Raw genomic sequence first — 26,370 nt, 5'->3', positions numbered from 1 at the left:
TTGATCTCATAACCCAAAAGGATTTGTGACTATGGCTCGTAGAATGGAAAAGGCGGCCGTGCTTGGCGCGGGTGTGATGGGCGCGCAGATTGCAGCTCACCTTGCCAATGCTGGAATTCCCGTGGTGTTGCTCGACATCGTTCCGCCTGATACCCCGCCTGATGCCGATGCGAAAGCCCGCAGCCGCTTTGCGCTTTCAGCGCTTGAAAAGATGCACAAGCTGAAGCCGGCCCCGTTTTTCCTGGCGAGCCATGCTGCCCGGATTCGGGCTGGCAACCTTGAGGATCACCTCGAATGGCTGAAAGATGCTGACTGGATTATTGAGGCCGTGACCGAAAACCTCGCCATCAAGCAGGCGCTCTACGAGAAGATTGAACCCTTCCGCAAGCCAGGCAGCCTGATCACCTCCAACACGTCCGGTATTCCCATCACGTCGCTGGCTGCCGGTCGGTCGGAAGATTTCCGGCGGAACTTTCTGGGAACCCACTTCTTCAATCCGCCGCGCTACATGTACTTGGTCGAGCTGATTCGCACACCGGACACCGATCCTGAAGCCGCCTGCTTTGCTTCCAAGCTCTGCGACGAGTTGCTTGGCAAGGGCATTGTTTATGCCAACGACCGGCCGAACTTCATCGCCAACCGCATTGGCATTTATGGCTTCATGCGGACGATCCAAGTCATGATGGACATGGGGCTTTCCATTACCGAAGTGGACAAGATGACCGGCCCTGCCATCGGGCGTCCGAACAGCGCCACGTTCCGCACCGGAGACCTGTCGGGTCTGGACACTACCGTTGCCGTTGCCAAAACCGTTTATGAGACCATTCCCGAAGATGAGTGCCGGGGGGTGTTCGTGCCGCCGGACTTCATTTCCCAGATGGTTGAACGACGCTGGATTGGCGACAAGGCCGGACAGGGCTTTTACAAACGGATTCAGACGGAAGCCGGGCGTGAAATCCACGAGCTGGACTACCGTACCCTGACGTACCGCCCACAACCCAAGGTCAGCTTCCCTTCCCTCGAAGAAGCCAAACGCATCAGTGACGGACGCGAACGCTTGCGCTTTCTCGTCAATGGCAAAGACAAAGTCGGGCAATTTTTGTGGTCAGTGATTGGCGACGCCCTGGTTTACACCGCCAACCGCATTCCCGAAATCACCGATGACCTCGTGCAGGTGGACCGCGCCATGAAATGGGGCTACAACTGGGAGCTTGGCCCCTTTGAAACCTGGGATGCGCTCGGTGTGACCGATACGGTCAAGCGGCTGGAAGCGGATGGCAAGCCAATCCCGGCACTGGTTACCGACCTGCTTGCAACTGGCAAAACCAGTTTCTATGCGGCCAGTGACACCAAGCCAACAGTTTTTGTGCCAGCGCGGAAAACCCATGAACCAGTCGGAGATCGGGTGGGGGTCATTGCGCTCAAGTCGGTCAAGGAGCGGACGGGTGTTATCAAGAAAAACGCTGGAGCTTCGTTGATTGACCTGGGCGATGGCGTGGCCTGCCTCGAGTTCCATACCAAGATGAATGCGCTTGGCGCGGACACCATCAGCATGATCCAGTTCGCCGTCAAGGAAGTAGCGCAAAACTTCGTCGGGTTGGTCGTTGGAAATCAGGGTGAGAACTTCAGTGCTGGGGCCAACTTGATGATGATGCTGATGGGTGCGCAGGAGGGTGAGTGGGATGAACTCAACCACGCCATTCGGACCTTCCAGAACACGGTGATGTCGCTGCGATACTCACCCAAGCCGACCGTGGTTGCGCCGTTTGGGCTGACGCTGGGTGGTGGCTGTGAGATGACGCTCCATGCCGACCGGGTGCGCGCAGCGGCGGAAAGCTATATCGGATTGGTCGAAGTTGGCGTCGGACTGCTTCCGGCCGGTGGCGGGACAAAGGAAATGCTCATTCGCTGCGCCGACCGCGCCCGTGGGACGGACGCCGACCTACTGGCCTTTGTCAAGGAAGTGTTCCAGAACATCATGCTGGCCAAAACTTCGACCAGCGCCGAAGAAGCCCGTGAATTGGGCTACCTGCGGCCGACGGATGGCGTGACCATGAACCGCGACCGACTGATTGCCGATGCCAAACAAACGGTTCTCGCGCTGGCCCTGGAAGGTTACCGACAACCGACCATGCGGAGCGATATTCCGGCCCTTGGTGAATCCGGGTTGGCCGCGCTCAAGCTTGGGTTACACCAGATGTTCCGGGCCGGTTACGCCACCGAACATGATGTTCTAATCGGGAGCAAGGTCGCCAAAGTACTGACCGGCGGTGACCTCAACCATCCCAGCACAGTTTCTGAACAAGACTTGCTTGATCTGGAGCGGGAGGGCTTCCTGAGCCTGCTGGGTGAACGAAAAACCCAGGAACGCATCCAGCACACACTCAAGACTGGCAAACCGCTGCGCAACTAGGCAAGCGGCAAGACCTTATCTGCTGACTCTGTGGAGGGTTTATGGCTCGCACCCCTGAAGAAATCGTCAAACGCTACAAGGAAGCCAATATCTGGCTCCGTCACTGGAAACAGCAAATTGGCCTGGCCAAGGACGACGAACAACGTGAGATGTTCACGCAGTACTACGAAGAGCGTGTCCAAGAAATTGCCGCTCTTGAAGAACCTTACCGGTCCGCCCTGAAAATTCTCGGCGAGAGCTGAACCACCCGACTGACCTGTTTTTTGACCGAGGTATTTGTTCATGAACGAAGCCGTCATTGTCTCTGCCGTCCGCACGGCGGTTGGGAAAGCCAAGAAAGGCGCACTTGCGCACGTCCGCCCCGATGATTTTGGATCCGTAGCCATCCGTGCGGCTGTCGAGCGCGCGTCCCCCCTTGATCCGGTTGCGATTGACGATGTGATGATGGGCTGCGCCATGCCAGAGGCCGAACAAGGCATGAACGTGGCTCGGATTGCTGCCCTGCGCGCCGGATTACCGGTATCGGTCAGTGCGGTGACGGTCAATCGCTTTTGCGCGTCTGGGCTGCAAACGATTGCGTTTGCAGCCGAACGGATTCGGGCTGGCGGCGCGGATGTGATCGTGGCGGGGGGGACGGAGAGCATGTCGCTCATTCCAATGACCGGCAACAAGCTATCCCCTAACCCAACGCTGGTTGAAACCTATCCAGATGTTTACCTCGGCATGGGACTAACCGCTGAGATGGTGGCCCGTAAATACGATATTTCCCGCGAGGCAGCGGATGAGTTCTCATACCGTAGCCATCAGCGCGCGTTGGCAGCGCTTGCGGAGGGCAAGTTTCGTGAAGAAATCGCTCCGGTCACCGTAACGCACAAGCATCGTGACGCGCGTGGGAAAACAGTCACAACTGAGCAAATTTTCGAGGTGGACGAAGGCCCACGGAGCGATACAACTCTTGAGGCATTGGCAAAACTCAAGCCAGCTTTCCACATCGCAGGACAAGTAACCGCCGGCAACTCCTCACAGACTAGCGACGGGGCTGCTGCTGCGGTTGTTATGTCAGATGCCAAGGCCCGGGAGCTGGGCCTCAAGCCGCTGGCCCGCTTTGTGGCATTTGCCACCGGGGGTGTCGCCCCTGAGATCATGGGGATCGGTCCGGTTGAAGCCATACCTAAAGCATTGAAGCGAGCTAGCTTGACGCTCGATGCCATCAAGCTCATCGAACTCAACGAAGCCTTCGCCGCGCAATCACTGGCCGTCATCAAGGCACTGGAACTTGATCCAGAACGGGTCAATGTCAACGGTGGGGCAATTGCGCTTGGGCATCCTCTAGGCTGCACCGGAGCCAAGCTCACTGCATCGTTGATTTATGAGTTGCGTCGCCGTGGCGGCGGCTACGGCATGGTAACGATGTGCGTTGGAGGCGGCATGGGCGCGGCTGGCATTTTCGAGGTTTTTGCTGACGAAGCAGCATAGGAGGCCAGATCATGTTAGGTCGTACCAAACGCTGGGGGCATGGTGTTGTGCTAGGGCTTGTGACCCTAGTCACCCTCTATACGCTGACCATCGGGCAAGAGAAATCGGACGATAACGCGCGCGTGGCGGCGAGTCCTGAAGTCGTCAGTGAGTCCATGGGGATTCGCTTCGTCAAGCCGGATCGGCTGTGGACCATCGTCAATGAAGAGGATTCAGGCCTGCCCAAGCTTGCCTGCTTGGCCGAAGAGTCTGACATGTGGTCGCCGCGCTTTGCGGTCATTGCCCTTCCAAGCGTCATCATGCCGAATGGCATGGAAGCGCGGCTGCGCCAAGTGAAAATCAGCTACGCCGATAACCGTCGCGCGGCCCAATCTCAAGACACTTCGGAGATCTCAGCTTCTCAACTCCGTATTCTCAAGTTTGAAAAAGCTTCGCTGGCCGGAAGAGAAGCTGTACTTTTCATTTATGAAATAGACGGGGAAAAAACCTATCGCACGGTTGAATACGGTATTGTTCACCAAAATAACCTCTACATTATTCAAGCTGCGGCGCCAAGCGCGCTCTGGGAACGCCCAGAGGGTGCTGCCATGTTTGAGCGATCATTCAAAAGCTTTGCATTCCTCAAATCTTCGTCGCGCAAATGAGCCATAGAAAGCCAATGAGCGCGTAACATAGGCGTTGCTCCTCCCTCGACGCTAGCCATCCAACTTTGCTCACGATACCAGTCTGCAATAGCCCCAGGCTGGTATAGAAAGGATGTTCACCCATGTCAGCCCCAAAACCCGCTCCTGAGACCCGATCTGCCTACCCCAAAGGCGGAAGCTTTCTCATTGAAATGGTTTCGCCCCAGGACGTCTTCACGCCAGAAGACTTCAATGACGAACAGCGCATGATTGCTAAAACCACGGCTGATTTTGTCAATAATGAAGTACTCCCAAACATGGAGAAGCTTGAAAAGCAATATAAAACCGGTGACTTCAGCTTGACCGTCAGCTTGCTCCGCAAGGCGGCAGACATTGGCTTATTGGCAGGTGATATTCCGGCTAAGTATGACGGACTAGAACTTGACAAAGTATGCCAAATGCTGGTCTCTGAATTTATCTCACGATCTGGTGGCTTTTCGGTTTCACTTGGCGGACATACAGGTATTGGAACTTGGCCAATTACCTACTTTGGCACACCGGAGCAGAAGGCGCACTACTTGCCTAAACTTGGAACTGGGGAGTGGTTGGCAGCTTATGCGCTCTCAGAGCCAGGGAGTGGTTCAGACGCGCTTGGCGCGCGGGCTAAAGCTGTGCTCAACGAAGAAGGCACGCATTACATACTCAACGGCACGAAAATGTGGATTTCCAACGCCGGCTTTGCCGATATTTTCATTGTATTTTGCAAAGTGGATGGTGAGAAATTCTCAGCCTTTATTGTACACCGGGACTATCCGGGCGTTTCGACCGGCAAGGAAGAGGACAAGATGGGCATTCACAGCTCATCGACGCGCCAGCTCATCCTCGAAAATGTCCCAGTTCCAAAGGAAAACCTGCTTGGGGAAGTCGGCAAGGGACACCTTATTGCTTTCAACTGCCTGAACTTGGGGCGTTACAAACTTGGCGGCGGCGTCGTTGGCGGGGCAAAGTCCATCCTTGAGCACACCACCAAGTACGCCATGGAACGCAAGCAGTTTGATCGCCCGATTGGCTCGTTTGGTGCTATCAAGCACAAAATCGGAGAAATGGTGGCGCGTATTTACGCCACGGAGAGCATGTCTTACCGGACGGCTGGTCTCATTCATAACATTCTTGCCGACGTTGACGCGGACGACGCTGATCGGATTCTCAAGGGCATCGAGGAATATGCCATCGAATGCTCGATTATGAAGGTCTATGGCAGCGAAATGCTGGGTTATGTGGCGGATGAGGCCGTTCAAACCTTCGGCGGCTATGGGTACTCAGAGGAGTATCCGGTGGCCCGGGCCTACCGTGACGCGCGCATCAACCGCATTTTTGAAGGGACAAATGAAATCAACCGGCTGCTCATTCCTGGCATGCTGCTCAAGCGGGGCATGCGTGGTGAACTGCCGATTATGCAGGCGACGCAGCGCATCCTTGAAGAATTGCTGGCTGGGCCTTCCTTTGATGAGGAGGACGACGCGCCACTAGCCAAGGAACGCAAAGCGATTGCTGACTGCAAGAAAATAGCCCTGCTCATTGCAGGAATTGCCGTTCAGAAGTACGGACAAAAACTGACTGAGGAACAAGAAGTGCTCATCGCTTTTAGCGACATCGCCATGGATGTGTTTGCCATGGAAAGTAGTTACCTCAGAGCACTGAAGCTTCACCAGTCACGACCAGACGAAGTGGCGACTCAGGATGCCCTAGCCGCAACGCAGGTATTCATCAATGACGCGGTCGGGCGAATTGAACTGACGGCCCGACGGATTCTCCCGACATTGTCAGAAGGAGATAATCTCCGCATGCAACTTGCAGCCGTCAAACGCTTTAGCAAGTATGAGCCGATTGATACGGTTGGGCTACGTCGGCGCTTGGCCGACCGCGCCTTCGAAGTACAGGGGTATCCGGTCTTTTCTATCTGAGTAGGGTAGGCGGTTCAGGCCCGGCCGCCAGCGCAATCCTTCGCGGAGCGTGTCGTGCGCGGGAGCAATATGATTGCTCCCGCGCTTCTCAATTATCACTAGTCAGGAAATTTTGAATTGCCGAGACAGGGTACTTCCCCTAACGTTTCTGGCGGGCGCTCGTCTCAGCCTGACCGTTCTCACGGTCGAGCTAGACCAATATTTCTCAAGGACAGGCGCAATGTCTGACTGGTTATTACTGATTTCTAGCTTGTTAGTGATAGTGCCGGTGGGGGGGCTTGGATTTGTGCTGTCTTACCGAGCTTTGCAGGCTCGCTGGATTGAACAGCAAAGGCGACACTATGAACGTTATCGCAGCCAGCTCCGTAAGCTACAGGATGCCATTGCTCAAGCAAAGTCACCTGAAGACTTGATGACCATAGCACAGTCTCTGCAAGCAACGACCCGTGATGAGGTTGAGGCGCTCAAGCACGTGATTATTGAGGCTTACGGAGAAGAAGCCTCTGACACCGTACGGAAGTCGTTGGCGCTGCTCTATGAAACACTTGGGCTGATCGCCGATGACATTCAAACCGTTCGTAATGGAACACTAGAAGAACAGTCACGCGCCACCTTTCGACTTGGTCGGCTACGCCACCTCCCCGCACTCGATACCCTTGAACGCGCTAGCAGGCATAGCTCGGCTGAGTTACGGCTGGTCGCCGTCTGGGCGCTCACGGAACTAGCTGACGCGCGCGGCATCAAACCGGTTGTGCTTGCGCTCTCGGAAGCCAACGGATGGCAACTGATGCAGGCCGCAAATCGCTTACTTGACATGCGGCTTGACCTGACGCTTCCACTCATGGAGTTGTTAGACTCGGCCGGTGGTGTACGGGAGCGCCGTGAGCGCATTATGGCCACTGTTCTCGACTTGATCACCGATTTCGGATCACACGCACGGAGCTACATTAACCCAGTCACTGGACGACAAGCTGCAATTCGTCTGCTAGAAAGCGATTCAGTTAATCTGCGCACCCGCGCAATTCGTGCTTTGACAGCACTTGGCGTGGAATCATCTCAGGAAATTGGCAGTATCCTCCGGGCACTAGGCGACAAAAACTGGGAAGTTCGTGCCGTCGCCGCACGAGCAATTGGAGACTTACAGCTCACGGCTGGACTATCAGCACTCCAGGACGCCGTAAGTGACAAGGCGTGGTGGGTACGGCACAATGCAGCTCAGTCCCTCAAGAAACTCGGTGACGCTGGAGAGTCGATACTTCTTCAACTTCTGCAAAGTGAAGACCGCTTTGCCCGTGAAACCGTCACTCAAGTTCTACAGAGCAATTAGGGCGTTCAAGTAACCATGTCAGAAATAGTCAGACAACCATCATCACTTGCTGCATACATTGACCATACACTTTTGAAGCCAGAAGCAACCAGTGCCGATATTACACGCTGCTGTGATGAGGCCAAACGGTACAGGTTCGCATCCGTGTGCGTAAATCCAGCATGGGTTTCTCAAGCAGCTCATGAGCTATCTGGTCAAGCAACAACCGTCTGCACAGTTGTTGGGTTTCCGCTTGGCGCGACAACGACTGAAGTTAAGGTCTTTGAAGCCCAGCAAGCCCTTGAAAATGGAGCCCGTGAAATAGACATGGTTATGAGAATCGGCAAGCTCAAAGAGGGTGATTTTTCACTAGTTGAAGCGGATATCTTAGCTGTTGTTAAGACAGTGCAAAGGTACAACGCAATCTGTAAAGTAATTATTGAAACATCACTACTAACTGACAACGAAAAAGTCAAGGCTTGCCAAATTATCCAGTCCTCTGGAGCAGACTTTGTCAAAACGTCCACCGGGTTCAACCAGCCTGGCGCAACCATAGGTGATGTCAAGCTACTCTATCAAACTGCACAAGGAAAAATCCAAATCAAAGCATCCGGTGGCATCCGTAGCCGAGAAATGGCAGAACAATTAATCGCGGCTGGTGCCACCCGTCTTGGGACGAGCAACAGCGTCGCCATTGTGTGTGATGAAAAGGGACTGTTCCAGTATTGATAATTTAGTTAGCCTTGTCTTTCAACAACGTTACTCTTGTTAACTGCGTAGGTAAAGATTCCCGATATACAACTTCTAATCGCTGCCCAGGCTGGATGTCGCTTAATTTAACTTCTTTACCACGACCAACTATTGGAAATCCTTTTTCAGTTGTGATTTTGGCATTACGGGAGACACGATAAGTTAACTCATCACCAGTAATTTCATCGGTGGCTTCAATAGTGTAAAGATCTGAGTTTATTGACTTTACAACTAGAATTGTTTTTAGGTTTCGCTTTATCTCACTGGCCGTACGTGGAGCCCTTCCTATGCCAACGCTGCCTTGAGCAAATGTACTGTCAAGCAAGGAGCCGCACAAAAGCAACCAAATCGACACAAGAACAGAAGCCCTCATAACTACCCTCCCCAGGATACCAGATTGGAATAGAGTAGATTACCTCAAGTTTGACTATGATAAAAGCCGTAATTTTCGATTTCGATGGCGTTATTGTGGACAGTGAAGAAATTCATTTCACTGGACTAAGAGACACACTCTTACAAGAAGGGCTAGATATTAATCGTCAAACATATGATCAACACTTCTTGGCATTAGACGACAAAGGTTGCTTTAGGAAATTCTTTTTAGAGGTTGGTGTTGAACTTTCGTTAGAAAAACTTGCACAGCTTATCCACTATAAAACTTCAAAATTAGAAATGTTACTACCCCAAGCCAAACTCTTTCACGGGGTAAGTGATTGGATAAAAAAGTACTCACCACTTGTCCAGTTGGCTATCTGCTCAGGAGCCTTGAGGCAAGAAATCACTACTTTACTTTCACTTCATTCCTTACTAGAACATTTTAGTCTGATCATCAGCGCAGACGATGTACAACATGGAAAGCCGTCTCCAGAAGGATATTTGCTTGCGCTTAATCACTTAAATAAAAAAAATATGGCAAAAGAGGAAATTTCTGCATCTGAATGCTTAGTTATCGAAGATTCAGTAGCTGGAGTTGAAGCGGCTAAAGCAGCTGGTATGCACTGTGTCGCTATCACTAATTCTTATGCCAGAGAAAAATTATACAAAGCTGACTTCATCTTTGAATCCATAAGTCAGCTCAACCTCGAGTCTATTCAAAATTACCTAAGTGTGCAAAAAAGCTGATTGCAAATCAAAATGGTGCAATCTATCCCAGAATGGCTTATTGCAGTTTGTAAAACTATTGAGTCATCAGGAGGGAAAGGATTTCTTGTCGGAGGCTGTGTACGCGATAGATTGCTCAACTACCCAGTAAAGGATTACGATATTGAAGTTTACGGACTACCTAGTGGTCAACTAAGGGAATTACTAGAGCGGCATGGTAGTGTTAATACAGTCGGAGAACACTTTGCTGTCTATAAGTTACGGCCTAAAGCCAATGCCTCGATAGAAATTGACGTATCACTTCCGCGACATGAGTCGAAACTCAGACCAGGCCATCGTGGATTTCTTATTGAGGGCAATCCTTGGATGCCATTTCACGAAGCAGCTAGTCGTCGTGATTTTACAATCAATGCAATTCTACAGGACCCTTTTACACAGACTATCTTAGATCCTTTCCGAGGAGTGGAAGACTTAGCCAACAAAAGGCTTCAGGCAGTTAATCACAGCACATTTAGGGACGATTCACTGAGAGTTTTACGCGCGGCACAGCTAGCATCTCGCTATCAACTAAGTATATCGCCTGAAACCATAGCTATGTGCCAACAAACTTCCTTGGGGGATATCCCTAAGGAGAGAGTGCGTAAGGAAATTGAAAAATTACTCTTACTATCCCCAAAACCATCTATAGGACTCGATTATTGTCTCAAACTTGGAATAATTAGCCAAGTCTTACCTATGCTCTGGGATTTGCATAGCTCGATGATTTCTGAAAATCCTTATACAAAAGAAGCTTTCTGGGATTATACATTAATTTCAATTGATCGAGGGAAAAAGAATACAAAAGAATTAAGTGAACCAGAAAAACTTTCAGTATTACTATCTATTTTAGGTCTGGGATTGAGCACAACAAGACTTATTGACTTACTTGATAGCTTAGGTATATACACTTATAAGGGACACAATATAAGGAATCAAGTTTTAGTTATAATATCTACACATCTGCCTGCTTACAAGATATTCTATCAATCAAAAAAACAGAACTTCGAATTTTCATATTTGAAAAGATTGGCAAGAATCATAGATATAAAACTATTAATTTGTTTTCTGAAATCTATTTTCCACACTCCTGAAAGTGAATATCTGTCCTGGGCTGAGGAGAAAGTGAAAATGTTTAGCTTATTACAAAATCCCTTTCAGGATCTACTTAAGGGGCGGCATATCTTAGAGGTAGGTATCCCCCCAGGTCCACACATAAAAAGCATTATCAATCAAATCCATGAACTCGAAATTGATGGGAAAGTCATTAATCTAGAGGATGCAAAGTTGTTAGCAAAAACTCTGTATAAAAAAAGAATTAGTGAATAGTTTCATATTACTACCTTGCTAAAAACTCTTCAAGAAATCGAGTTGAAAAGTGACCAGACTTAAAAATTTCACTATCCATAATACGTTGATGGAGAGGTATTGTTGTCTTTATACCCTCGATAACAAAAGTATCTAGCGCCCTTCTCATGCGGGCTACTGCCTGGTCGCGAGTTGGCGCATGGACAATGAGCTTAGCTATAAGTGAATCATAGTAAGGTGGTACGTGGTAGCCAGGATAAGCATGGGTATCAACACGCACGCCAGGGCCACCAGGTAAGTTTAGAGAGGTAATACAACCAGGTGAAGGGGTAAATGTTTGAGGGTCTTCAGCGTTTATCCTACATTCAATTGCGTGTCCATTGAGTACAATGTCCTGCTGTGAATGATCAAGTTTTTCCCCCGCCGCCACAAGTATTTGCTCACGAACCAAATCTACATTAGCTACATACTCTGTTACTGGATGTTCAACTTGTATTCGAGTATTCATCTCCATGAAGTAAAAATTCAATTTTTCGTCAACAATAAACTCAACTGTTCCAGCACTAAAATAATTAGCCCCAGCACATGCATTGAGTGCTGCCCGGCCTATTTGAGATCGCATTTCAGCTGAAACGACCGGACTTGGTGATTCCTCAACAAGTTTTTGATTTCTACGTTGAATTGAGCAATCACGTTCACCGAAATGAACAGCATTTCCGTGTTTATCAGCTAGAACCTGTATTTCAATGTGGCGTGGGTTTTCTATATACTTCTCTATATAAACACTTGGATTACCAAAAGCAGCAGCAGCTTCGGATTGAGCAGAATCAAAGTTAGATTGGAGGTCATTTATAGAATGCACAACTCGCATTCCTCGTCCACCACCACCAGCTGTAGCCTTGATCATTACTGGAAAACCAATTTCGGAAGCAACCGACGCTGCAACCTCGAATGAATCAATCACGCCATCACTCCCAGGCACAACGGGAACTCCAGATGCCTTCATCGTGGCCTTAGCTGTAGCTTTGTCCCCCATCATCCTAATTGCACTAGGTGATGGGCCTATAAACGTTATATTACAAGCCTCACAAACCTCTGCAAAACGAGCATTCTCAGATAAAAAGCCGTATCCTGGGTGAATAGCATCAGCATTTGTAACCTCAGCGGCACTGATCACAGATGGTATGTTGAGATAACTCTGCTTTGATGATGCAGGACCAATGCAAACTGCCTCGTCAGCAAAACGAACATGTAAGGAGTCAGCATCTGCCTGGGAATAAACAGCAACAGTTTTCAATCCTAGCTCACGACACGCCCAGATGATGCGACAGGCTATTTCACCTCGATTTGCAATAAGGACTTTCTTGAATAAAGGCACAGCTAATTCCTTTTCACAGAGAACAAGGGTTGACCAAATTCAACAGGCTTACCATTTTCTTGATGTATCTTAACAATCTCACCTGACACATCAGACTCAACCTCATTCATCAATTTCATTGCCTCAATAATACACAGCACAGTACCGGACGACACTTGTGTACCCACCTCAACAAAGGGTTTCGCATCTGGACCCGGTGCCCTGTAAAAAGTGCCAACAATAGGAGAGCGAACTATATATAAGTCCTCTTCTTGCTTTTCTGGAGCCTGGGTTTCAATATGAGTGCCCCCAGAAGGCAGCGAGATACTCGTTGGCGATAGAGTAGGCAGATGAGAACTGGTAGTTTCGACAGATTGAGTTGTTCTAATCCGAAGTTTTAGTCCAGCTTTATCAATTTCTAATTCAGCTATTTGTTTTTCACTTACAAATTCTATGAGCTCTTTTATTTCTTTTAAGTTCATATCTTCTCTCCGTACTAAAAAGTTTTAGCTTCGACACAATGATATAGCATCAAGTATCGAAGCTAGAGCATTTTCATCCGATTTGTCAGAGTTAGATATCAATTGTCCTCTGGTCCGACAAATTCAATTATTGCCAGCTCGGCACCGTCACCTCGACGCGTTCCAAGTTTTAATATTCGAGTATAACCACCCTTTCTGTCTGAAAAACGCGCAGAGAGAACATCAAAGAGCTTCGATAGAGCAGCCACACCAGCCGTCCTCTGCGTCCCTGTTTGCAGGCGCTTTGGGTTTGAGTTCCATTTCTGATTTCCAGCATGGAAATAACCGGCTGCTAGTCGTCGAGCATGTAAGTCGCCACGCTTACCTAATGTCACAGCTCGTTCTACGAATGGGCGAAGCTCCTTTGCTTTTTGCAGAGTCGTGACTAACTTTTCATTTAATACTAAGGATGTTGCAAGATTTCTCAATAAAGACTTCCTATGTGCCGAAGTCCTCCCTAATTTCCTATGTGCATTTAGATGTCTCATCGTTTCCAAGCTACCTCTCGCAAACTGAAATCAGTTTTGGCTAGTCATTCCTGTAACCAACTATATTACCATTCTCGTCAAAAATTGCACCTAATCCAAGACCCATAGCAGCTAGTATCTCTTTTATTTCATTGAGCGACTTACGTCCGAAATTTTTAGTCTTAAGCATCTCTTGCTCGTTTTTCTGGACGAGTTCTCTAATTGTTCTTATATCTGCATTCTTCAAACAGTTGTAGGATCTGACACTTAATTCGAGCTCTTCAACTGAACGGTCTAAATTTTCGTTATTAACTCGTTTTGGATGCTGAACTTCAACTGGCTCTACACCTACCTCTGTTTCTTCAAAATTTATGAATATTGACATATGGTCTTTGACTAACTTAGCGGCTAAGCCAATTGAGTCAGTAGGTTTTATACTCCCATTGGTCCAGACTTCTAGTATGAGCTTTTCGTAATCTGTATCCTGACCAAGACGAGCTGACTCAACATTACAACGGACACGTTTTATAGGCGAGTGAACCGAGTCGATCGGTATATATCCAATCGCTAAATCTTCATCGAAGTTTCTGTCGGCAGAAACGTATCCCCGTCCCATTTTTAGACGCATTTCGACAGATAGAGATCCTCCCTCACTGACAGTTGCAATGTAGAGGTTTTTGTCTAGAATTTCTACATCACCTTCAGTTTCAATATCGCGTGAATAAATTCCACCTGGTTCAGTAGCTCTGAGTCGCAATGTAGAAACTGACTGATTGTGTAACATCTTAAAGGGAATTCTTTTCAAATTCAGGATAATATCCGTTGCGTCCTCGACAATACCAGGGATTGAAGAAAATTCATGCAGCGCGCCCTCGATTTTCACGGCTGTTATTGCGGCCCCTTCCATTGAAGAGTATAGAGCCCGGCGAATACTATTACCAACAGTAGTCCCAAAACCTCTCTCAAAGGGTTGAGCTTGAAAGCAGCCATAAGTGTCAGTGAGTGTTTCCAAATCACAGTCTAGCTTTTTAGGACGCTGAAAAGATGCCCACATAAATCGCTCCCATCGCTTAGGCAGTAAGTTACCTTCAAAGTCTACTTAGAGTACAACTCAATAATCATCTGCTCACTGATGGATTGAGTAATATCCTCTCGTCTTGGCAATGAAACTACGCGGCCAGATAGTATTGTCTTATTCTCAACTTCTATCCAATTTGGACGGCCTCGCCCGACAGCCGTTTCAAATGCATGCAGTATGTGAGGGTTTTTCGCACTTTCATCCTTTATTGATATAATATCTCCAACTTTTACCTGAAAAGAGGGGATATCTACTTTTTTGCCATTCACTCTCACATGTCCATGATTTACTAACTGGCGGGCCTGTGCTCTAGAGGTTGCAAAACCAATCCTGTAAACAACATTGTCGAGTCGTTTTTCAAGTAAAACTAGTAGATTCTCTCCAACAATACCACGCTGACGAGATGCCTTCTCAAAATAACTCCTGAACTGACCTTCCAGCATCCCATATATACGCTTCACTTTTTGCTTTTCTCGTAATTGTTCACCATATCCCGTCAGCTTTCCTCGCTTAGAGTCTTTACCATGCTGACCAGGTGGATATGTCCCTCTCTTTTCTATTGGACAAGAGGGTTTATAGCATCTATTCCCTTTCAAAAAGAGCTTAGCCCCCTCACGACGACAAAGACGACAAACAGCATCACGATATCTTGCCAAAGTACACCTTCCTATCTTATTTCAATACTCAAAGTACCCTAAGTCGGAGAGTTAAACCCTTCGCTTCTTGCGCGGACGACAACCATTGTGTGGGATAGGAGTAACATCACGAATGAGACGAACCTCCACGCCATTAGCTTGAATAGCTCTTATCGCAGACTCTCGACCAGAACCAGGTCCACTGATACGAACCTCGCAAGATTGCAAACCTGATTCTTTTGCAACTGCCGTTGCTTTAGCAGCTGCCTGCTGTGCTGCAAACGGAGTACCTTTCCTTGATCCCTTGAAGCCAAGCGCACCAGAGCTACTAGCAGCTAATAGATTACCATTCAGATCCGTTATGCTTACTAGAGTATTATTGAAAGAAGCTTGAATGTGGACTATTCCTTGTGGGATATTCTTCTTTTCTTTTTTCTTGAACGTCTTTTTCTTCAAAGAAGGTTTAGACTGACTATTCTTTTTCGCCATAGTAGTGAACCTTGTTTCGGGTTTAATTTAGATTACTTCTTCCCAGGAGCCTTCTTCTTAGCAATTGTTGCTCTTCGAGGACCTTTACGCGTTCTTGCATTTGTATGCGTTCTTTGCCCACGTACGGGAAGACTTCTTCTGTGTCTCAAACCCCGATAAGACTGAATCTCCATTAGCCGCTTTATATCCAACTGGATTTGTTTTCTTAGATCACCCTCCACAACAATAGAGGTGTCAATAACAGCTCTTATACGGCCTAGTTCATCCTCAGACAGGTTATGCATTTTTATACCTGGATCGACATTGGCCTTTTCAAGTATTTTAGATGACAAAGACCTACCTATGCCATATATATAGGTTAGGGCAATCTCAACTCTTTTGTCTTCTGGAAGATCTACACCAGCAACGCGTGCCATAAAACTACTCCAAAATAATTACGTGTAAGTTTATCAACCTTGTCTTTGTTTGTGTTTAGGGTTAATACATATGACTCTGACGACACCAAATCTCGTAATAATCTTACAAGATTTGCATATTTTCTTAACAGATGCTCTAACCTTCATGATAGTTAAACCTTTCAGCTAGTATATCGCTAAACTTACTTATAACGGTAAACAATTCTCCCTCTTGTCAAGTCATAAGGCGAAAGCTCAACTAAAACTTTATCACCAGGCAATATCTTAATAAAGTTTTTCCGCATTTTGCCTGAAATTCGAGCAAGAACTACGTGTTTATTCTCAAGCTCAACACGAAAAGTAGCATTTGGAAGAGCCTCTAAAACGAAAGCTGAGGCCTCAATTGAATCTTCCTTAGGCACAACCCCTCCCCTAGCAAGCCATAAATCTCAATGTGTTACTAGGATAAATCAGTAAGCACCAACGGACCATTTGGAGTTATTGCAATCGTATGCTCGAAGTGAGCCGAAGGCAGACCGTCACAAGTAACAACTGTCCATCCATCACTTTCAATTTTCACATCTGGCAAGCCCATGTTAACCATAGGCTCAACTGCCAACACCCACCCACTACGAAGACGTGGGCCAGTATTTGGCTTGTGCCCACAGTTAGGAACCTGTGGCTCTTCGTGCATCTTACGACCCACACCGTGGCCACAAAATTCCTTGACTAAACTATACCCACTAGACTCAACATAAGATTGTATCGCATATGTAATGTCATAAAGCCGGTTTCCCTCGACCATTTGCTCTATACCTCGACGCAACGAGGACTCTGTCACGCTAAGCAAGTTCTGAATGTCTTTTGAAACCTCCCCTACTGGAATAGTAATCGCAGAATCGGCAACATACCCATCAAAGACAACGCCTGCATCTATACTAACAATATCACCTTCCTTTATCAATCGCTTAGCAGGAATGCCATGAACAACTTGCTCATTAATAGACACGCATATACTTGACGGGTAGCCACGATAGCCTTTGAAGGGAGAATATAAACGTTTACAGTGCAACCATTCTTCAGCAATTTTATCCAGCTGCAAAGTCGTGATGCCAGGCAAAGTCTCTTCTTTAAGCACTAAGAGCAACTCTGCTAGATACCTACCAGCAGAATGCATTTTTTTTATCTGCTGAGAGGTTTTTGTTATGATCATTGACCAGCTGACTCATTCAGTTGTGAAAATATAGACATTAGGTCGGTATAAACATCACAAGCAGTTTTATTCCCATCAATCTTATGTAGCATCTTTTTCGATTTGTAGAAATCTATAACTGGCAGTGTCTGACGAGCATACTCTCTCAGCCTTTCTGTAACAACTACTTCACTATCATCAGAGCGATATACAAATTCTAAGCTTCCACACTCGTCACAAACGCCTTTCTTCTTTGTTTCTCGAAAGTACTTATTGTATATAGCGCCGCAGAGCTTGCAAGAGAAACGTCCAGTCACTCGCTTTATCAAAACATCTTCTGGCAGATCGATTTCAACTACAACTATGTAATACTTAGCCTCAGATAACAGGCTTTCGAGATAGATTGCTTGCTCAGTATTTCGTGGATAACCGTCTAAAATAAACCCATTTTCACAATCAGAAGAAGCAAGTCTTGATTTAATTAATGTAGCCAATATCTCATCAGAAACTAAACCACCTGAAGATATTGTATTTCTTATACTTTCAGCAAACAAAGTTTTCTCTGAGGCAACAGCACGCAAAATATCACCAGTTGAAATTTTCGGTATACCAAGTGATGCTCCTATCTTACTCGATTGAGTTCCCTTACCTGAGCCAGGAGGGCCTATCATGATAATTACAAGAGGTTTTCTACTGCGCATCATTAGCCTCCTGCAAAGCTCGCCGCCCCCTTACCCTAACCCCACTTGAAGATTCATATTTTTTAGTAAGAAGTCGTGCCTCTACCTGCTGAGCAGTGTCCATAGAAACACCAACGGCAATCAGTAGAGATGTTCCGCCAAAGTAAAATGTGTAGCCAAAACCTTTTACTATCCAAGATAACACATTGTTTGTAGAGATGGCAGTATATAACCAATCTCCTATTATCGGAAGCTCTGCCACATCCAAGCCACTTGCAATAAACTGTGGCACAAAACAAATAAAGGATAGGTATATTGCCCCTACTAGGGTAAGCCTATTCAAAATAAGTGAAAGGTAATCAGCTGTTGATTTCCCAGGCCGCACAGTTGGAATATAACTGCCATACTTGCGAAGATTGTTAGACACTTCTTGGACATCAAATATCACAGAAACATAAAAAAACGAGAAAAATATAATTCCAATAGTAAAGACCAGTTCGTATATGGGATGGCTTGGGCGTAATACTCTAGTCAAGAAGTCGGCAACTGAACTATCTACGTTGGAAAATTGGGCTATCGTCAGTGGAAATGCAAGTAAAGAGGAAGCGAAAATGACGGGAATGACACCTGACATGTTGATCTTCAAGGGTATATAAGAAGATTTGGACTGAGATCCTTCCATCTTACGCTTGGCATACTCTATAGGAATAGCGCGGTATGCTTTTTCCACGAAAACAATTGTAATGACAAGAGCTAAGAGCAGAGCTACTATGAGTAAGGACTCAAGTGCAGAGACAGGATCATTTCCAAGCTTGTCGAAGAATTGAAGGAGCGTGGATGGGAACCTAACCACTATCCCAGCAAATATCAGCAAACTAATACCATTACCAATTCCTCTCTCTGTTATCTGCTCTCCTATCCACATGACCAACGCTGTTCCAGTAGTCAGTGTTATAACTGCAACTGGGACAAAAATGCTTTGAGTTATATTGACAAGTCCTGGTTGTGATAATATCCAAAATGTTATGGCTGTAGACTGAATAAGTGAAAGTCCTATAGTCGAATATCTTGTATATTGGTTAATTTTACGCCTTCCGGCATCGCCTTCTTCTTGCAATTTTTTCAATGATGGAATAGCTACGGTGAGTAGCTGGATAACTATTGAAGCTGTTATGTATGGTGTAATGCCTAAAGCAAATATAGATATGACTTTTAGGTTTCCACCTGAAAATAAGTCAAGAACACCAACTAATGATCCTTGTAAATTCTGCCAAATTAGTTTAAGTCGATCCTGATCTATCCCTGGCACACGTACGTGACTGCCTAACCTATAAATCAAGAGCATGCCCAGGGCAAATATTAATCTACTCCGAACATCTTTTGACTGTGCTATGTTGGTAATAACACTTTTTGTAGTATCAATTATGCTCATTACATTACTGCCCAAAGTTAGACTTCACACTCAAAGAAGTCATTACATCTATGAAATTGAATTTTTTATCACTGGTTGCAGATCCTATTATTTTTACTTTTTTCTTCTCACCTTTGACAAGCCCCTTATCTATCAAAGACTGGATAGATATCTGGGCATCTGACTCATAGCAAGAGAGCAGTTTTGCAATATCAAGGATGGCGGCATTTTTATTTTCCACATTTTTCCTTCCCCGCAAATCACCTCTCTTCGGAAGCCGCCTATGTAAAGGCATCTGTCCACCTTCAAATCCGCGCTTGGAGGTAAAACCAGACCTTGACTTCTGTCCCTTGACACCTCGACCTGATGTTTTCCCTAGGCCAGAGCCAGGTCCACGACCGACTCTTTTTTTGGAGCTTCTTACAACTTGTGACAGGCTACTCAAGCTGAGCATCTTCTCTTAGTCCTTGTCTGTTTTAGATATCAGTTAAGTTTTTTCCCCTTGCAAGAGCAACCTGTTCTCTTGAACGTACATTTGACAGACCATTAAATGTAGCTCTCACGATGTTTGCAGGGTTATTTGAACCAAGAACTTTTGTAACGGCATCTCGAACACCAAGAACCTGCAGAACAGATCTTAGAGCCGCACCAGCTATGACCCCTTTACCTTCTTTAGCTGGTTTTATGAGCACTTTGCCAGCGCCAAACTTACCAACTACTTCATGCGGCAATGTCCCTTTGTGCAAAGTAACTTTTATCAAATTTTTTTTGGCAGACTCTATACCTTTTTTTATGGCGATAGGAACTTCTGATGCCTTGCCACTTCCGAAGCCAACTATACCGTTACCATTACCTACAATGACAAGTGCACTAAAGCTCATATTCTTACCACCTTTGACCACTTTAGTGACTCGCTTTATTGAAATTACGGAGTCCTTTAGTTCAAGTTCATCCGAGCTTCTCACAATTTTATTCTTCATGTCTATAATCCTAACCTTGAAGTCGGCTCCCTAAAAGCTGAGCCCTTCTTTCCTGGCGGCTTCCGCGAGCTGCCTAATTCTTCCATGGTATTTGTAGCCGTTTCGATCAAAAAAAACTTCAAAGATACCCTTTTCCTTTGCTTTTCTAGCTATTTCCGTACCCACATGATTGGCGAATCTGATCTTTGTTGAAAGGTTTGCTTCGCTCACTAGCTCCAGGTTTTGAACATTTTTTCCAAGAGAGCTTGCAGAACAAATAGTTACCCCTATCTTGTCATCAATTATCTGTGCTCGAATATGCTTTGAACTGCGATGCACACAAAGGCGAAAACGAGTGGGCAAAATTATATTTTTCTTTCCTTTTCGCACGTTGTTAATACCTCCTAACTTATAAAGCTGAGGGGGGAGGTTACTTCTTCCCACCTTTTCCACCCGATTTGCCAGGTTTCAGGACCAGGGTCTTGGCTGCGTAACGAATACCTTTCCCCTTATAAGCATCGGGCTTACGCAATTTGACTAGGTCAGCAGCAACCTGCCCAACTTCTGCTTTATTCGAGCCTTTTATTGTAAGCGTTGTCTGGTATTGTTGTATTGGCTTTTGTAGTTTTTCTATACTACACTCTATACCACTAGGTAATTCAAATTCTATAGGATGCGAGTAGCCAAGATTAAAAATTAATTTTGTGTCTTTCTTTTCAACTTTGTAACCAACCCCGACTAAATCCAAGTTAATTGAAAAACTGGAATCTAGACCTCGTATAGCATTATCGATAAGGGTTCTTGTCAGCCCTTGGTATTGCCAATTAGATTGATCAGTTGCTACGACAACCAAACTGTTATTTTGTAGCTCTACATCCAATCCATTTTGGATTTTTACTTCAATGAGGTGTTGCCCTCTACTTACAAAGACACTTTTATTTTCAGTGCGAACAGTTGAATTCAATAGAGGAATTGGGCGTTTTCCTATTCTTGACATAGTTTAGCTACCTGAGTTTGTAGACTAGTAAATAATACAAAGAAGCTCTCCTCCAATCTGTTTTTGGTAAGCTTCTTTTCCAGTGAGTATTCCCTGAGATGTACTCAAAATACAGATGCCAAGCCCATTGAGCGGGCGAGGTATTTGATTCACACCTACATAAACTCGCTTGCCTGGGCGAGAACCTCTTTGAAGACACTGAATAGCAGATTCAGAGGATTGAGCGTATCTTATGTATATACGTATTGTTTTCTTAACCCCTTCACCTGTTGTTTTATAATTGTTGATGTAGCCTTCTTCTCTCAAAATTCTTACAATCTCGACCTTAATTTTAGAGTAGCTAACATCTACCTTGGAGTGTCCAGCTCTAATTGCGTTTCTTATTCTCGTTAGGAGATCACTAATAGGGTCATGCATCTTTGCTACCTACACATATCTATAATATCAAAAGATTTTGCTATTTGGAGAGTGACTGCAAGCTACTTTCTAAAAGGCATTCCAAGACAGGCAAGTAACTCTCTGGCCTCTTCATCAGTTCTAGCTGATGTGACAAAAGTCACATTCATGCCTCGAAATTTTTCAACCTTGGTTATATCTATTTCAGGGAACATAATCTGTTCCTTTATACCGAGAGTGTAATTACCACGCCCGTCAAACGACTTAGCAGGTACGCCTCGAAAGTCACGAACTCTTGGCAAGGCTATATTGACTAAACGCTCGAAGAATTCGTACATCCGCCTTCCACGCAGAGTTACCATTACACCAATTGGATCTTTTTCTCTTAACTTGAATGCAGCAATAGAAAGCTTTGCCCTTGTTATAACTGGCTTTTGCCCAGTAATCAGAGAAAGCTCTAAAAGGCCAGACTCCAGCACCTTTATGTTTTTTGATGATATATAGTCTTTACCAAGTCCCATGTTGATGACTATCTTTTCAAGTTTCGGCACAGACATAACATTCTTATAATTGAATACTTCACGCATCCTGCTTATAATTTTTTCTTTTCTCTCAAAGTCTAACATTTTTAGCCTCACCTCAATCAATCAAAGTATAAAAGTCTATTGTTTTCGCAATTTTGACAGTGATACCCATGCTTCTTTTTCTATGATACCAACATTATCTTGACTGGATGAGTCTCTTTTCACATGTTTTTTATTGAGAGCAATATCACTAACTATGGCGATAAGGTTTGTGCGGTCAACTTTTTTAATCGCCCCTGACTTTCCTTTGTCGCGTCCAGAGATTACGACTACCTGGTCATTTACTCTGATATTCTTTTTGAGCTTATTACTTTTCATATTACCTCAGGTGCTAGTGAAACTATCTTCATAAACTTTTTATCTCGTAACTCGCGGGCTATCGGACCAGAAACACGTGTACCAACTGGATCCCACCCCTCACTCCCCTTCTTGACTAGAACAGCTGCATTCTGATCAAAGCGCACATAACTACCATCTCTTCTGCGAACTTCCTTACGGGTTCTCACAACAACGGCTTTCACTACCTGTCCTTTTTTCACTGCTCCATCTGAAGAAGCTTCCTTAACGTTAGCAGTAATAATGTCTCCAAGCGAGATCCGCCTTCCAACAGATCCACCAAGTGGGAGGATGCAAGATATTTTCTTTGCTCCTGAATTATCTGCTACATCGAGTAAAGTGCGCATTTGTATCATATAGAATTCCCTCTCAAATCCCTGCACATGTATGAGTGCATCTAAAACTAAGCTTTGTGCAAAATTTCTTTTACTATCCACCGCTTCCTTGCTGACAAAGGACGAGATTCAACTATCTTCACTTTATCGCCAACATTGCACGATAACTCATCATGTGCTAGAAATTTAGAACGTCTTCTGATAAATTTTTTGTATATCGGATGCATGATTAGTCTTTCAATTTTCACAGTAACAGTTTTTCTTGTTTTTGCACTGATAACAAACCCGATTTTTTCGATACGTCTATTATTCATTTACATCACCAATCCTACTTTTTTCTTTTATTATAGTTTCAATTCTCGCAATGGTCTTTCTCGTAGATGCTATTTTTGCGGCAGCTTCAGTCACACCTAAGTTTTTCTTGATACGTAGCCTAGCAAGTTCGCTGCGCATCTCTTTTGCTAAGGGGACTAACTCAACAATAGATTTGGAGCGTATATCTGTGACCATCATCATAGTATCATCCCATTCTCAGAATCTCTGAGGACAAATTTTACCTTTATCGGTAATTTCTGGGCCGCTAAGTACATGGCATCTCTAGCAAGTGTTTCGCTGACGCCTTCAACTTCAAATAGAATCCTGCCAGGTTTTACAACTGCAACCCAGCCATCTGGAGCCCCCTTACCTTTTCCCATTCTGGTTTCCGCTGGTTTCTTCGTAATGGGTTTGTCTGGAAAAATGCGAATCCATATTTTACCACCTCGCTTCAAAGAGCGGGAAATAGCAATTCTCGCAGCTTCTATTTGGCGACTCGTTATCCAGGCCGCCTCAAGTGCCTTGAGTCCAAACTGTCCAAAACTGATACTAGAGCCAGCCGTAGCTAAACCAGAGCGTCGCCCACGTTGCTGTCTTCTGTACTTTGTTTTCTTTGGTGATTTATATTCAGCCATGATTAATTTCCACTTTGCTCATTATTTCTGAGCCTTCCAGGACTCTCCTTGGTTGGCGGCACGTCTTATTGAAAAGATTTCTCCCTTGTATATCCAAACTTTTATTCCAATAACACCATATGTAGTATGTGCCTCAGCAAAACCATAATCAATATCAGCACGTAATGTGTGGAGCGGCATCCTACCTTCTAAGTATTGCTCACTTCTTGCAATTTCTGCCCCGTTGAGTCTTCCCGAAACAATAACTCTTACTCCTTGCGCACCGAATCTACGAGAGCTTTCCGTAACTTTTCGCATTGCACGTCTAAACGCAATGCGTTTCTCAATTTGAGATGCTATTTGTTCAGCCTGCAATTGAGCGTTTAACTCCGGCTTCTGTATTTCCTGAATATTGATAATCACATCACGTCCTGTTTTTTGTTGTATTTCTGACTTGAGTTTGTCTATTTCAGAACCTTTCCTGCCAATGATCACACCCGGTCGTGAAGTGTGGACTATTATCTTCAGCTTGTTTACAGCACGCTCAATGTCAATAGACGCGACGCCTGCACCAGAAAAACGCTTCTTCAACTCCTTACGTAGATAAAAGTCTTCTGCAATCAACTTTGCAAACTCGGTCGCCTTATTGGAGTACCAAGTTGATCGCCAATTACGAACAACACCTAGTCGGAATCCGTAAGGATGAACTTTTTGTCCCATTATTTTTCACCAAATGTCGTATTATTTTTTATCGTCAGAAAGAACAACTCTCACATTGAAGAGTCGTCGTTGCTCTCTGTAAGCCCTTCCCATGGGAGCAGGTCGCACACGGCGGCGATACTTGGTTAAGCCTGTTTCGACTGAACATTCTTCGACAAAAAGTTGCTCCATATTAAGTTGTATATTATTCTGCTCGGCACGATATTCAGCATTAGATATAGCAGACCATAAAACTTTTCTTAGGATAGGAGCTAATCTTTTTCTGCTGAGATTAAGCAGAGCCAAGGCTTCGGTGACGTTGCGCCCGCGGATTTGATCTATAATTAATCTAGCTTTCTGGGGTGAACCTTTTGATGATCGAAGGAGAGCAGTGGAGCGCATTTTTCAAAAACCTTTCTTATCTCCGTTTGGCTGACTTTTCGTTTTTATCACCAGCGTGCCCTTTGAAAGATCGGGTCTGAGCAAACTCGCCAAGCTTATGTCCGACCATGTTCTCGGATACAAAAACAGGGATAAATTTTTTCCCATTATGAACTGCAAATGTGTGGCCAACCATATCAGGGATGATAGTTGAACGTCTTGACCAAGTCTTAATAACACGTCGTTCGTTAACTTCGTTCAAGCGAGAAACCAAGTCACGAACAGAATTATCAACGAACGGACCTTTTTTTATCGAACGCGGCATTCAATCCTCCATTTGTCACAAGCCACTCGCACTACTACCCGCATAACTACTTACCACGGCGACGGACGATATATTTCTCTGTTTGCTTATTGTGGCGTGTTTTGTACCCTCGAGTTTGAATACCCCAGGGTGTCACAGGATGCCGGCCGCCAGAAGTTCTTCCCTCTCCACCGCCATGCGGGTGATCCACAGGATTCATAGCAACGCCCCGTACTTCGGGACGCAACCCACGCCAACGGGCTCGACCAGCCTTACCAAGCGAAACGTTTTCGTGATCTAGGTTTCCGACTTGGCCGATTGTTGCGTAGCAGGTAACAAGTATTTTCCTTACCTCACCTGAAGGCATCCGAATCTGTGCCATTTTATCGTCTTTGGCGATCAGTTGTGCTTTTGCTCCCGCAGCTCGCACAACTTGGCCTCCCTTGCCTGGTCTCAACTCTATGTTGTGAATTTCTGTGCCAAGCGGTATCTTTTTCAGGGGCAAAGCATTACCAGATACAATGTCTACGTCGGGACCTGCCATAACAAGCTGTCCAATCGTAAGTCCAACCGGAGCAAGTATGTAGCGCTTTTCACCATCAAGGTAGCTGATCAGCGCAATCCTCGAAGAACGGTTTGGATCATATTCAATTCTTTCCACTTTACCAGGCACACCCAATTTATTTCGCTTGAAGTCTATGATTCTATAAAGACGCTTGTGACCACCGCCACGATGACGAGTGGTAACGCGTCCGTCATTATTTCTTCCTGAGATTTTTTCCTTTTTCTCAGTTAGAGATTTTAGTGGGCGTTCACGAGACAGACTAGGATCAACAATAAATGTCTGAAAACGCCTAGCAGGAGATGTAGGTTTTACAGTCTTGACTGACATGTTGGTAGCCTCAAATCTCTATCATCTATGAACCAAATAAATATCTCACAACGACTCTAGATAATCATTTATACTATACCCAGAAGCCAGCGTAACATAAGCTTTCTTCCAATCATTCTTCTTCCCTGTGTACCGGCCACGACGCACTTTTTTCCCTTCATAATTCATTGTGTTGACCGATTTAACTTTTACGTTAAAGAGGAGCTCTACTGCATTTTTAATATCTGCCTTATCAGACTTCTTAGCGACGCGAAGCGCAATGACTTGGTTTGAGCTGACAGCCTGCTCTTTGAGTTTAAGAGCTTTCTCACTAACTAGTGGTTTCTCTATAACTTCAAATACATTCATTTTAGTAC

38 protein-coding genes are annotated in these 26,370 nt (G+C 45.6%); 9 read left to right on the top strand and 29 right to left on the bottom strand.

The window, feature by feature from the left end; translation table 11 throughout:
* Positions 1-31: 31 nt before the first annotated feature.
* The 7 genes from J8C06_RS03450 to deoC all read left to right on the top strand — a co-directional run bounded on the left by J8C06_RS03450 (position 32) and on the right by deoC (position 8,511).
* The gene (locus tag J8C06_RS03450) at positions 32-2,413 is read left to right on the top strand and encodes a 3-hydroxyacyl-CoA dehydrogenase/enoyl-CoA hydratase family protein (protein ID WP_211429397.1); all 2,382 of its coding nucleotides are present in this window, start codon (positions 32-34) and stop codon (positions 2,411-2,413) included.
* 41 nt (positions 2,414-2,454) lie between these two features.
* Entirely contained in the window at positions 2,455-2,655 is a 201-nt protein-coding gene (locus J8C06_RS03445; protein WP_211429396.1) for a hypothetical protein, read from the top strand.
* Between the two features lie 40 nt (positions 2,656-2,695).
* Complete coding sequence (locus J8C06_RS03440; protein ID WP_211429395.1) at positions 2,696-3,889, top strand: thiolase family protein; 1,194 nt, start codon at positions 2,696-2,698, stop codon at positions 3,887-3,889.
* A gap of 11 nt (positions 3,890-3,900) precedes the next feature.
* Positions 3,901-4,533, top strand: a complete 633-nt coding sequence (locus J8C06_RS03435; RefSeq protein WP_211429394.1) for a hypothetical protein — start codon at positions 3,901-3,903, stop codon at positions 4,531-4,533.
* 122 nt (positions 4,534-4,655) lie between these two features.
* Positions 4,656-6,476, top strand: a complete 1,821-nt coding sequence (locus J8C06_RS03430; protein WP_246602072.1) for an acyl-CoA dehydrogenase family protein — start codon at positions 4,656-4,658, stop codon at positions 6,474-6,476.
* A gap of 220 nt (positions 6,477-6,696) precedes the next feature.
* The gene (locus J8C06_RS03425) at positions 6,697-7,803 is read left to right on the top strand and encodes a HEAT repeat domain-containing protein (protein ID WP_211429393.1); all 1,107 of its coding nucleotides are present in this window, start codon (positions 6,697-6,699) and stop codon (positions 7,801-7,803) included.
* A 15-nt stretch (positions 7,804-7,818) separates the two neighbouring features.
* On the top strand, positions 7,819-8,511 hold the full coding sequence (deoC, locus tag J8C06_RS03420) for a deoxyribose-phosphate aldolase (RefSeq protein ID WP_211429392.1): 693 nt from the start codon (positions 7,819-7,821) through the stop codon (positions 8,509-8,511).
* Between the two features lie 4 nt (positions 8,512-8,515).
* Here deoC and J8C06_RS03415 read toward each other — a convergent pair whose 3' ends face one another.
* Positions 8,516-8,905, bottom strand: a complete 390-nt coding sequence (locus J8C06_RS03415; protein ID WP_211429391.1) for a hypothetical protein — start codon at positions 8,903-8,905, stop codon at positions 8,516-8,518.
* Positions 8,906-8,961: 56 nt separating this feature from the next.
* On the opposite strand from J8C06_RS03415, the gene J8C06_RS03410 reads away from it, so the two are divergent.
* Together J8C06_RS03410 and J8C06_RS03405 are read left to right on the top strand one after the other, a co-directional pair.
* Positions 8,962-9,654, top strand: a complete 693-nt coding sequence (locus tag J8C06_RS03410; protein WP_211429390.1) for an HAD family hydrolase — start codon at positions 8,962-8,964, stop codon at positions 9,652-9,654.
* A 12-nt stretch (positions 9,655-9,666) separates the two neighbouring features.
* The gene (locus J8C06_RS03405) at positions 9,667-10,998 is read left to right on the top strand and encodes a CCA tRNA nucleotidyltransferase (protein WP_211429389.1); all 1,332 of its coding nucleotides are present in this window, start codon (positions 9,667-9,669) and stop codon (positions 10,996-10,998) included.
* Positions 10,999-11,008: 10 nt separating this feature from the next.
* Here the strand turns inward: J8C06_RS03405 and accC are convergent, their stop codons facing one another.
* The 28 genes from accC to rplW form a co-directional block, all read right to left on the bottom strand.
* Entirely contained in the window at positions 11,009-12,355 is a 1,347-nt protein-coding gene (gene accC, locus J8C06_RS03400) for an acetyl-CoA carboxylase biotin carboxylase subunit (protein WP_211429388.1), read from the bottom strand.
* Between the two features lie 2 nt (positions 12,356-12,357).
* The gene (gene accB, locus J8C06_RS03395; protein ID WP_211429387.1) at positions 12,358-12,816 is read right to left on the bottom strand and encodes an acetyl-CoA carboxylase biotin carboxyl carrier protein; all 459 of its coding nucleotides are present in this window, start codon (positions 12,814-12,816) and stop codon (positions 12,358-12,360) included.
* Between the two features lie 98 nt (positions 12,817-12,914).
* Positions 12,915-13,343 carry a 50S ribosomal protein L17 gene (rplQ, locus tag J8C06_RS03390; RefSeq protein WP_211429386.1) on the bottom strand — a complete coding sequence of 143 codons (429 nt, stop codon included), beginning with the start codon at positions 13,341-13,343 and terminating at the stop codon, positions 12,915-12,917.
* A 40-nt stretch (positions 13,344-13,383) separates the two neighbouring features.
* Positions 13,384-14,376, bottom strand: coding sequence for a DNA-directed RNA polymerase subunit alpha (locus tag J8C06_RS03385; RefSeq protein WP_211429385.1), 993 nt, complete (start codon positions 14,374-14,376; stop codon positions 13,384-13,386).
* 41 nt (positions 14,377-14,417) lie between these two features.
* A complete protein-coding gene (rpsD, locus tag J8C06_RS03380) occupies positions 14,418-15,056 on the bottom strand; it encodes a 30S ribosomal protein S4 (protein ID WP_211429384.1) in 639 nt (212 codons plus the stop codon).
* A 51-nt stretch (positions 15,057-15,107) separates the two neighbouring features.
* Positions 15,108-15,524, bottom strand: coding sequence for a 30S ribosomal protein S11 (rpsK, locus tag J8C06_RS03375; protein ID WP_211429383.1), 417 nt, complete (start codon positions 15,522-15,524; stop codon positions 15,108-15,110).
* A 32-nt stretch (positions 15,525-15,556) separates the two neighbouring features.
* Entirely contained in the window at positions 15,557-15,940 is a 384-nt protein-coding gene (gene rpsM, locus J8C06_RS03370) for a 30S ribosomal protein S13 (RefSeq protein WP_211429382.1), read from the bottom strand.
* A gap of 33 nt (positions 15,941-15,973) precedes the next feature.
* Positions 15,974-16,087, bottom strand: coding sequence for a 50S ribosomal protein L36 (gene rpmJ / locus J8C06_RS03365; RefSeq protein ID WP_211429381.1), 114 nt, complete (start codon positions 16,085-16,087; stop codon positions 15,974-15,976).
* A 35-nt stretch (positions 16,088-16,122) separates the two neighbouring features.
* Positions 16,123-16,341: a translation initiation factor IF-1 gene (gene infA, locus J8C06_RS03360; RefSeq protein WP_211429380.1), complete on the bottom strand. Its 219-nt coding sequence runs from the start codon at positions 16,339-16,341 to the stop codon at positions 16,123-16,125.
* Positions 16,342-16,379: 38 nt separating this feature from the next.
* The gene (gene map, locus J8C06_RS03355) at positions 16,380-17,132 is read right to left on the bottom strand and encodes a type I methionyl aminopeptidase (protein ID WP_211429379.1); all 753 of its coding nucleotides are present in this window, start codon (positions 17,130-17,132) and stop codon (positions 16,380-16,382) included.
* Positions 17,129-17,815 carry an adenylate kinase family protein gene (locus J8C06_RS03350; protein ID WP_211429378.1) on the bottom strand — a complete coding sequence of 229 codons (687 nt, stop codon included), beginning with the start codon at positions 17,813-17,815 and terminating at the stop codon, positions 17,129-17,131. Before J8C06_RS03350 ends, map begins: the two co-directional genes overlap by 4 nt.
* A complete protein-coding gene (gene secY, locus J8C06_RS03345) occupies positions 17,802-19,223 on the bottom strand; it encodes a preprotein translocase subunit SecY (RefSeq protein ID WP_211429377.1) in 1,422 nt (473 codons plus the stop codon). Before secY ends, J8C06_RS03350 begins: the two co-directional genes overlap by 14 nt.
* Positions 19,224-19,227: 4 nt before the next feature.
* Positions 19,228-19,656 carry a 50S ribosomal protein L15 gene (gene rplO / locus J8C06_RS03340; protein WP_211429376.1) on the bottom strand — a complete coding sequence of 143 codons (429 nt, stop codon included), beginning with the start codon at positions 19,654-19,656 and terminating at the stop codon, positions 19,228-19,230.
* Positions 19,657-19,678: 22 nt separating this feature from the next.
* On the bottom strand, positions 19,679-20,182 hold the full coding sequence (gene rpsE / locus J8C06_RS03335) for a 30S ribosomal protein S5 (protein ID WP_211429375.1): 504 nt from the start codon (positions 20,180-20,182) through the stop codon (positions 19,679-19,681).
* Between the two features lie 30 nt (positions 20,183-20,212).
* Positions 20,213-20,551, bottom strand: a complete 339-nt coding sequence (gene rplR / locus J8C06_RS03330; RefSeq protein WP_246602071.1) for a 50S ribosomal protein L18 — start codon at positions 20,549-20,551, stop codon at positions 20,213-20,215.
* A 40-nt stretch (positions 20,552-20,591) separates the two neighbouring features.
* Positions 20,592-21,158 (bottom strand): 50S ribosomal protein L6, encoded by a 567-nt coding sequence (rplF, locus tag J8C06_RS03325; protein ID WP_211429374.1) that lies wholly within the window; start codon positions 21,156-21,158, stop codon positions 20,592-20,594.
* A gap of 24 nt (positions 21,159-21,182) precedes the next feature.
* On the bottom strand, positions 21,183-21,575 hold the full coding sequence (gene rpsH, locus J8C06_RS03320; protein ID WP_211429373.1) for a 30S ribosomal protein S8: 393 nt from the start codon (positions 21,573-21,575) through the stop codon (positions 21,183-21,185).
* Positions 21,576-21,637: 62 nt separating this feature from the next.
* Entirely contained in the window at positions 21,638-22,180 is a 543-nt protein-coding gene (gene rplE / locus J8C06_RS03315) for a 50S ribosomal protein L5 (RefSeq protein ID WP_211429372.1), read from the bottom strand.
* A 36-nt stretch (positions 22,181-22,216) separates the two neighbouring features.
* A complete protein-coding gene (rplX, locus tag J8C06_RS03310) occupies positions 22,217-22,456 on the bottom strand; it encodes a 50S ribosomal protein L24 (protein ID WP_211429371.1) in 240 nt (79 codons plus the stop codon).
* Positions 22,453-22,911 (bottom strand): 50S ribosomal protein L14, encoded by a 459-nt coding sequence (rplN, locus tag J8C06_RS03305; protein WP_455423711.1) that lies wholly within the window; start codon positions 22,909-22,911, stop codon positions 22,453-22,455. Before rplN ends, rplX begins: the two co-directional genes overlap by 4 nt.
* The gene (rpsQ, locus tag J8C06_RS03300; RefSeq protein ID WP_211429370.1) at positions 22,878-23,123 is read right to left on the bottom strand and encodes a 30S ribosomal protein S17; all 246 of its coding nucleotides are present in this window, start codon (positions 23,121-23,123) and stop codon (positions 22,878-22,880) included. Before rpsQ ends, rplN begins: the two co-directional genes overlap by 34 nt.
* Positions 23,116-23,325, bottom strand: a complete 210-nt coding sequence (gene rpmC / locus J8C06_RS03295; RefSeq protein ID WP_211429369.1) for a 50S ribosomal protein L29 — start codon at positions 23,323-23,325, stop codon at positions 23,116-23,118. The genes rpsQ and rpmC overlap by 8 nt, the downstream gene beginning before the upstream one ends.
* Positions 23,322-23,759 carry a 50S ribosomal protein L16 gene (gene rplP / locus J8C06_RS03290; RefSeq protein WP_211429368.1) on the bottom strand — a complete coding sequence of 146 codons (438 nt, stop codon included), beginning with the start codon at positions 23,757-23,759 and terminating at the stop codon, positions 23,322-23,324. Before rplP ends, rpmC begins: the two co-directional genes overlap by 4 nt.
* A 21-nt stretch (positions 23,760-23,780) precedes the next feature.
* Positions 23,781-24,458 (bottom strand): 30S ribosomal protein S3, encoded by a 678-nt coding sequence (gene rpsC / locus J8C06_RS03285; RefSeq protein WP_211429367.1) that lies wholly within the window; start codon positions 24,456-24,458, stop codon positions 23,781-23,783.
* Positions 24,459-24,479: 21 nt separating this feature from the next.
* A complete protein-coding gene (gene rplV / locus J8C06_RS15395) occupies positions 24,480-24,839 on the bottom strand; it encodes a 50S ribosomal protein L22 (protein WP_211429366.1) in 360 nt (119 codons plus the stop codon).
* Between the two features lie 16 nt (positions 24,840-24,855).
* The gene (gene rpsS, locus J8C06_RS03275; protein ID WP_211429365.1) at positions 24,856-25,143 is read right to left on the bottom strand and encodes a 30S ribosomal protein S19; all 288 of its coding nucleotides are present in this window, start codon (positions 25,141-25,143) and stop codon (positions 24,856-24,858) included.
* Positions 25,144-25,189: 46 nt separating this feature from the next.
* Positions 25,190-26,014 (bottom strand): 50S ribosomal protein L2, encoded by an 825-nt coding sequence (gene rplB, locus J8C06_RS03270; protein ID WP_211429364.1) that lies wholly within the window; start codon positions 26,012-26,014, stop codon positions 25,190-25,192.
* A gap of 45 nt (positions 26,015-26,059) precedes the next feature.
* Entirely contained in the window at positions 26,060-26,362 is a 303-nt protein-coding gene (rplW, locus tag J8C06_RS03265) for a 50S ribosomal protein L23 (protein WP_211429363.1), read from the bottom strand.
* Positions 26,363-26,370: the final 8 nt, after the last annotated feature.

The sequence above is a fragment of the Chloracidobacterium validum genome (assembly GCF_018304825.1).
GTDB lineage: Bacteria > Acidobacteriota > Blastocatellia > Chloracidobacteriales > Chloracidobacteriaceae > Chloracidobacterium > Chloracidobacterium validum.
This window is presented reverse-complemented; position numbering and strand designations above follow the sequence as displayed.

Bases quoted from the DNA above. Each gene is read 5' to 3' on its own strand.
- J8C06_RS03450 (WP_211429397.1), top strand. From the start codon at position 32: ATGGCTCGTAGAATGGAAAAGGCGGCCGTGCTTGGCGCGGGTGTGATG.
- J8C06_RS03445 (WP_211429396.1), top strand. From the start codon at position 2,455: ATGGCTCGCACCCCTGAAGAAATCGTCAAACGCTACAAGGAAGCCAAT.
- J8C06_RS03440 (WP_211429395.1), top strand. From the start codon at position 2,696: ATGAACGAAGCCGTCATTGTCTCTGCCGTCCGCACGGCGGTTGGGAAA.
- J8C06_RS03435 (WP_211429394.1), top strand. From the start codon at position 3,901: ATGTTAGGTCGTACCAAACGCTGGGGGCATGGTGTTGTGCTAGGGCTT.
- J8C06_RS03430 (WP_246602072.1), top strand. From the start codon at position 4,656: ATGTCAGCCCCAAAACCCGCTCCTGAGACCCGATCTGCCTACCCCAAA.
- J8C06_RS03425 (WP_211429393.1), top strand. From the start codon at position 6,697: ATGTCTGACTGGTTATTACTGATTTCTAGCTTGTTAGTGATAGTGCCG.
- deoC (WP_211429392.1), top strand. From the start codon at position 7,819: ATGTCAGAAATAGTCAGACAACCATCATCACTTGCTGCATACATTGAC.
- J8C06_RS03415 (WP_211429391.1), bottom strand. From the start codon at position 8,905: ATGAGGGCTTCTGTTCTTGTGTCGATTTGGTTGCTTTTGTGCGGCTCC.
- J8C06_RS03410 (WP_211429390.1), top strand. From the start codon at position 8,962: ATGATAAAAGCCGTAATTTTCGATTTCGATGGCGTTATTGTGGACAGT.
- J8C06_RS03405 (WP_211429389.1), top strand. From the start codon at position 9,667: ATGGTGCAATCTATCCCAGAATGGCTTATTGCAGTTTGTAAAACTATT.
- accB (WP_211429387.1), bottom strand. From the start codon at position 12,816: ATGAACTTAAAAGAAATAAAAGAGCTCATAGAATTTGTAAGTGAAAAA.
- rplQ (WP_211429386.1), bottom strand. From the start codon at position 13,343: ATGAGACATCTAAATGCACATAGGAAATTAGGGAGGACTTCGGCACAT.
- J8C06_RS03385 (WP_211429385.1), bottom strand. From the start codon at position 14,376: ATGTGGGCATCTTTTCAGCGTCCTAAAAAGCTAGACTGTGATTTGGAA.
- rpsK (WP_211429383.1), bottom strand. From the start codon at position 15,524: ATGGCGAAAAAGAATAGTCAGTCTAAACCTTCTTTGAAGAAAAAGACG.
- rpsM (WP_211429382.1), bottom strand. From the start codon at position 15,940: ATGGCACGCGTTGCTGGTGTAGATCTTCCAGAAGACAAAAGAGTTGAG.
- rpmJ (WP_211429381.1), bottom strand. From the start codon at position 16,087: ATGAAGGTTAGAGCATCTGTTAAGAAAATATGCAAATCTTGTAAGATT.
- map (WP_211429379.1), bottom strand. From the start codon at position 17,132: ATGATCATAACAAAAACCTCTCAGCAGATAAAAAAAATGCATTCTGCT.
- J8C06_RS03350 (WP_211429378.1), bottom strand. From the start codon at position 17,815: ATGATGCGCAGTAGAAAACCTCTTGTAATTATCATGATAGGCCCTCCT.
- secY (WP_211429377.1), bottom strand. From the start codon at position 19,223: ATGAGCATAATTGATACTACAAAAAGTGTTATTACCAACATAGCACAG.
- rplO (WP_211429376.1), bottom strand. From the start codon at position 19,656: ATGCTCAGCTTGAGTAGCCTGTCACAAGTTGTAAGAAGCTCCAAAAAA.
- rpsE (WP_211429375.1), bottom strand. From the start codon at position 20,182: ATGAAGAATAAAATTGTGAGAAGCTCGGATGAACTTGAACTAAAGGAC.
- rplF (WP_211429374.1), bottom strand. From the start codon at position 21,158: ATGTCAAGAATAGGAAAACGCCCAATTCCTCTATTGAATTCAACTGTT.
- rpsH (WP_211429373.1), bottom strand. From the start codon at position 21,575: ATGCATGACCCTATTAGTGATCTCCTAACGAGAATAAGAAACGCAATT.
- rplE (WP_211429372.1), bottom strand. From the start codon at position 22,180: ATGTTAGACTTTGAGAGAAAAGAAAAAATTATAAGCAGGATGCGTGAA.
- rplX (WP_211429371.1), bottom strand. From the start codon at position 22,456: ATGAAAAGTAATAAGCTCAAAAAGAATATCAGAGTAAATGACCAGGTA.
- rpsQ (WP_211429370.1), bottom strand. From the start codon at position 23,123: ATGAATAATAGACGTATCGAAAAAATCGGGTTTGTTATCAGTGCAAAA.
- rpmC (WP_211429369.1), bottom strand. From the start codon at position 23,325: ATGATGATGGTCACAGATATACGCTCCAAATCTATTGTTGAGTTAGTC.
- rplP (WP_211429368.1), bottom strand. From the start codon at position 23,759: ATGGCTGAATATAAATCACCAAAGAAAACAAAGTACAGAAGACAGCAA.
- rpsC (WP_211429367.1), bottom strand. From the start codon at position 24,458: ATGGGACAAAAAGTTCATCCTTACGGATTCCGACTAGGTGTTGTTCGT.
- rplV (WP_211429366.1), bottom strand. From the start codon at position 24,839: ATGCGCTCCACTGCTCTCCTTCGATCATCAAAAGGTTCACCCCAGAAA.
- rpsS (WP_211429365.1), bottom strand. From the start codon at position 25,143: ATGCCGCGTTCGATAAAAAAAGGTCCGTTCGTTGATAATTCTGTTCGT.
- rplB (WP_211429364.1), bottom strand. From the start codon at position 26,014: ATGTCAGTCAAGACTGTAAAACCTACATCTCCTGCTAGGCGTTTTCAG.
- rplW (WP_211429363.1), bottom strand. From the start codon at position 26,362: ATGAATGTATTTGAAGTTATAGAGAAACCACTAGTTAGTGAGAAAGCT.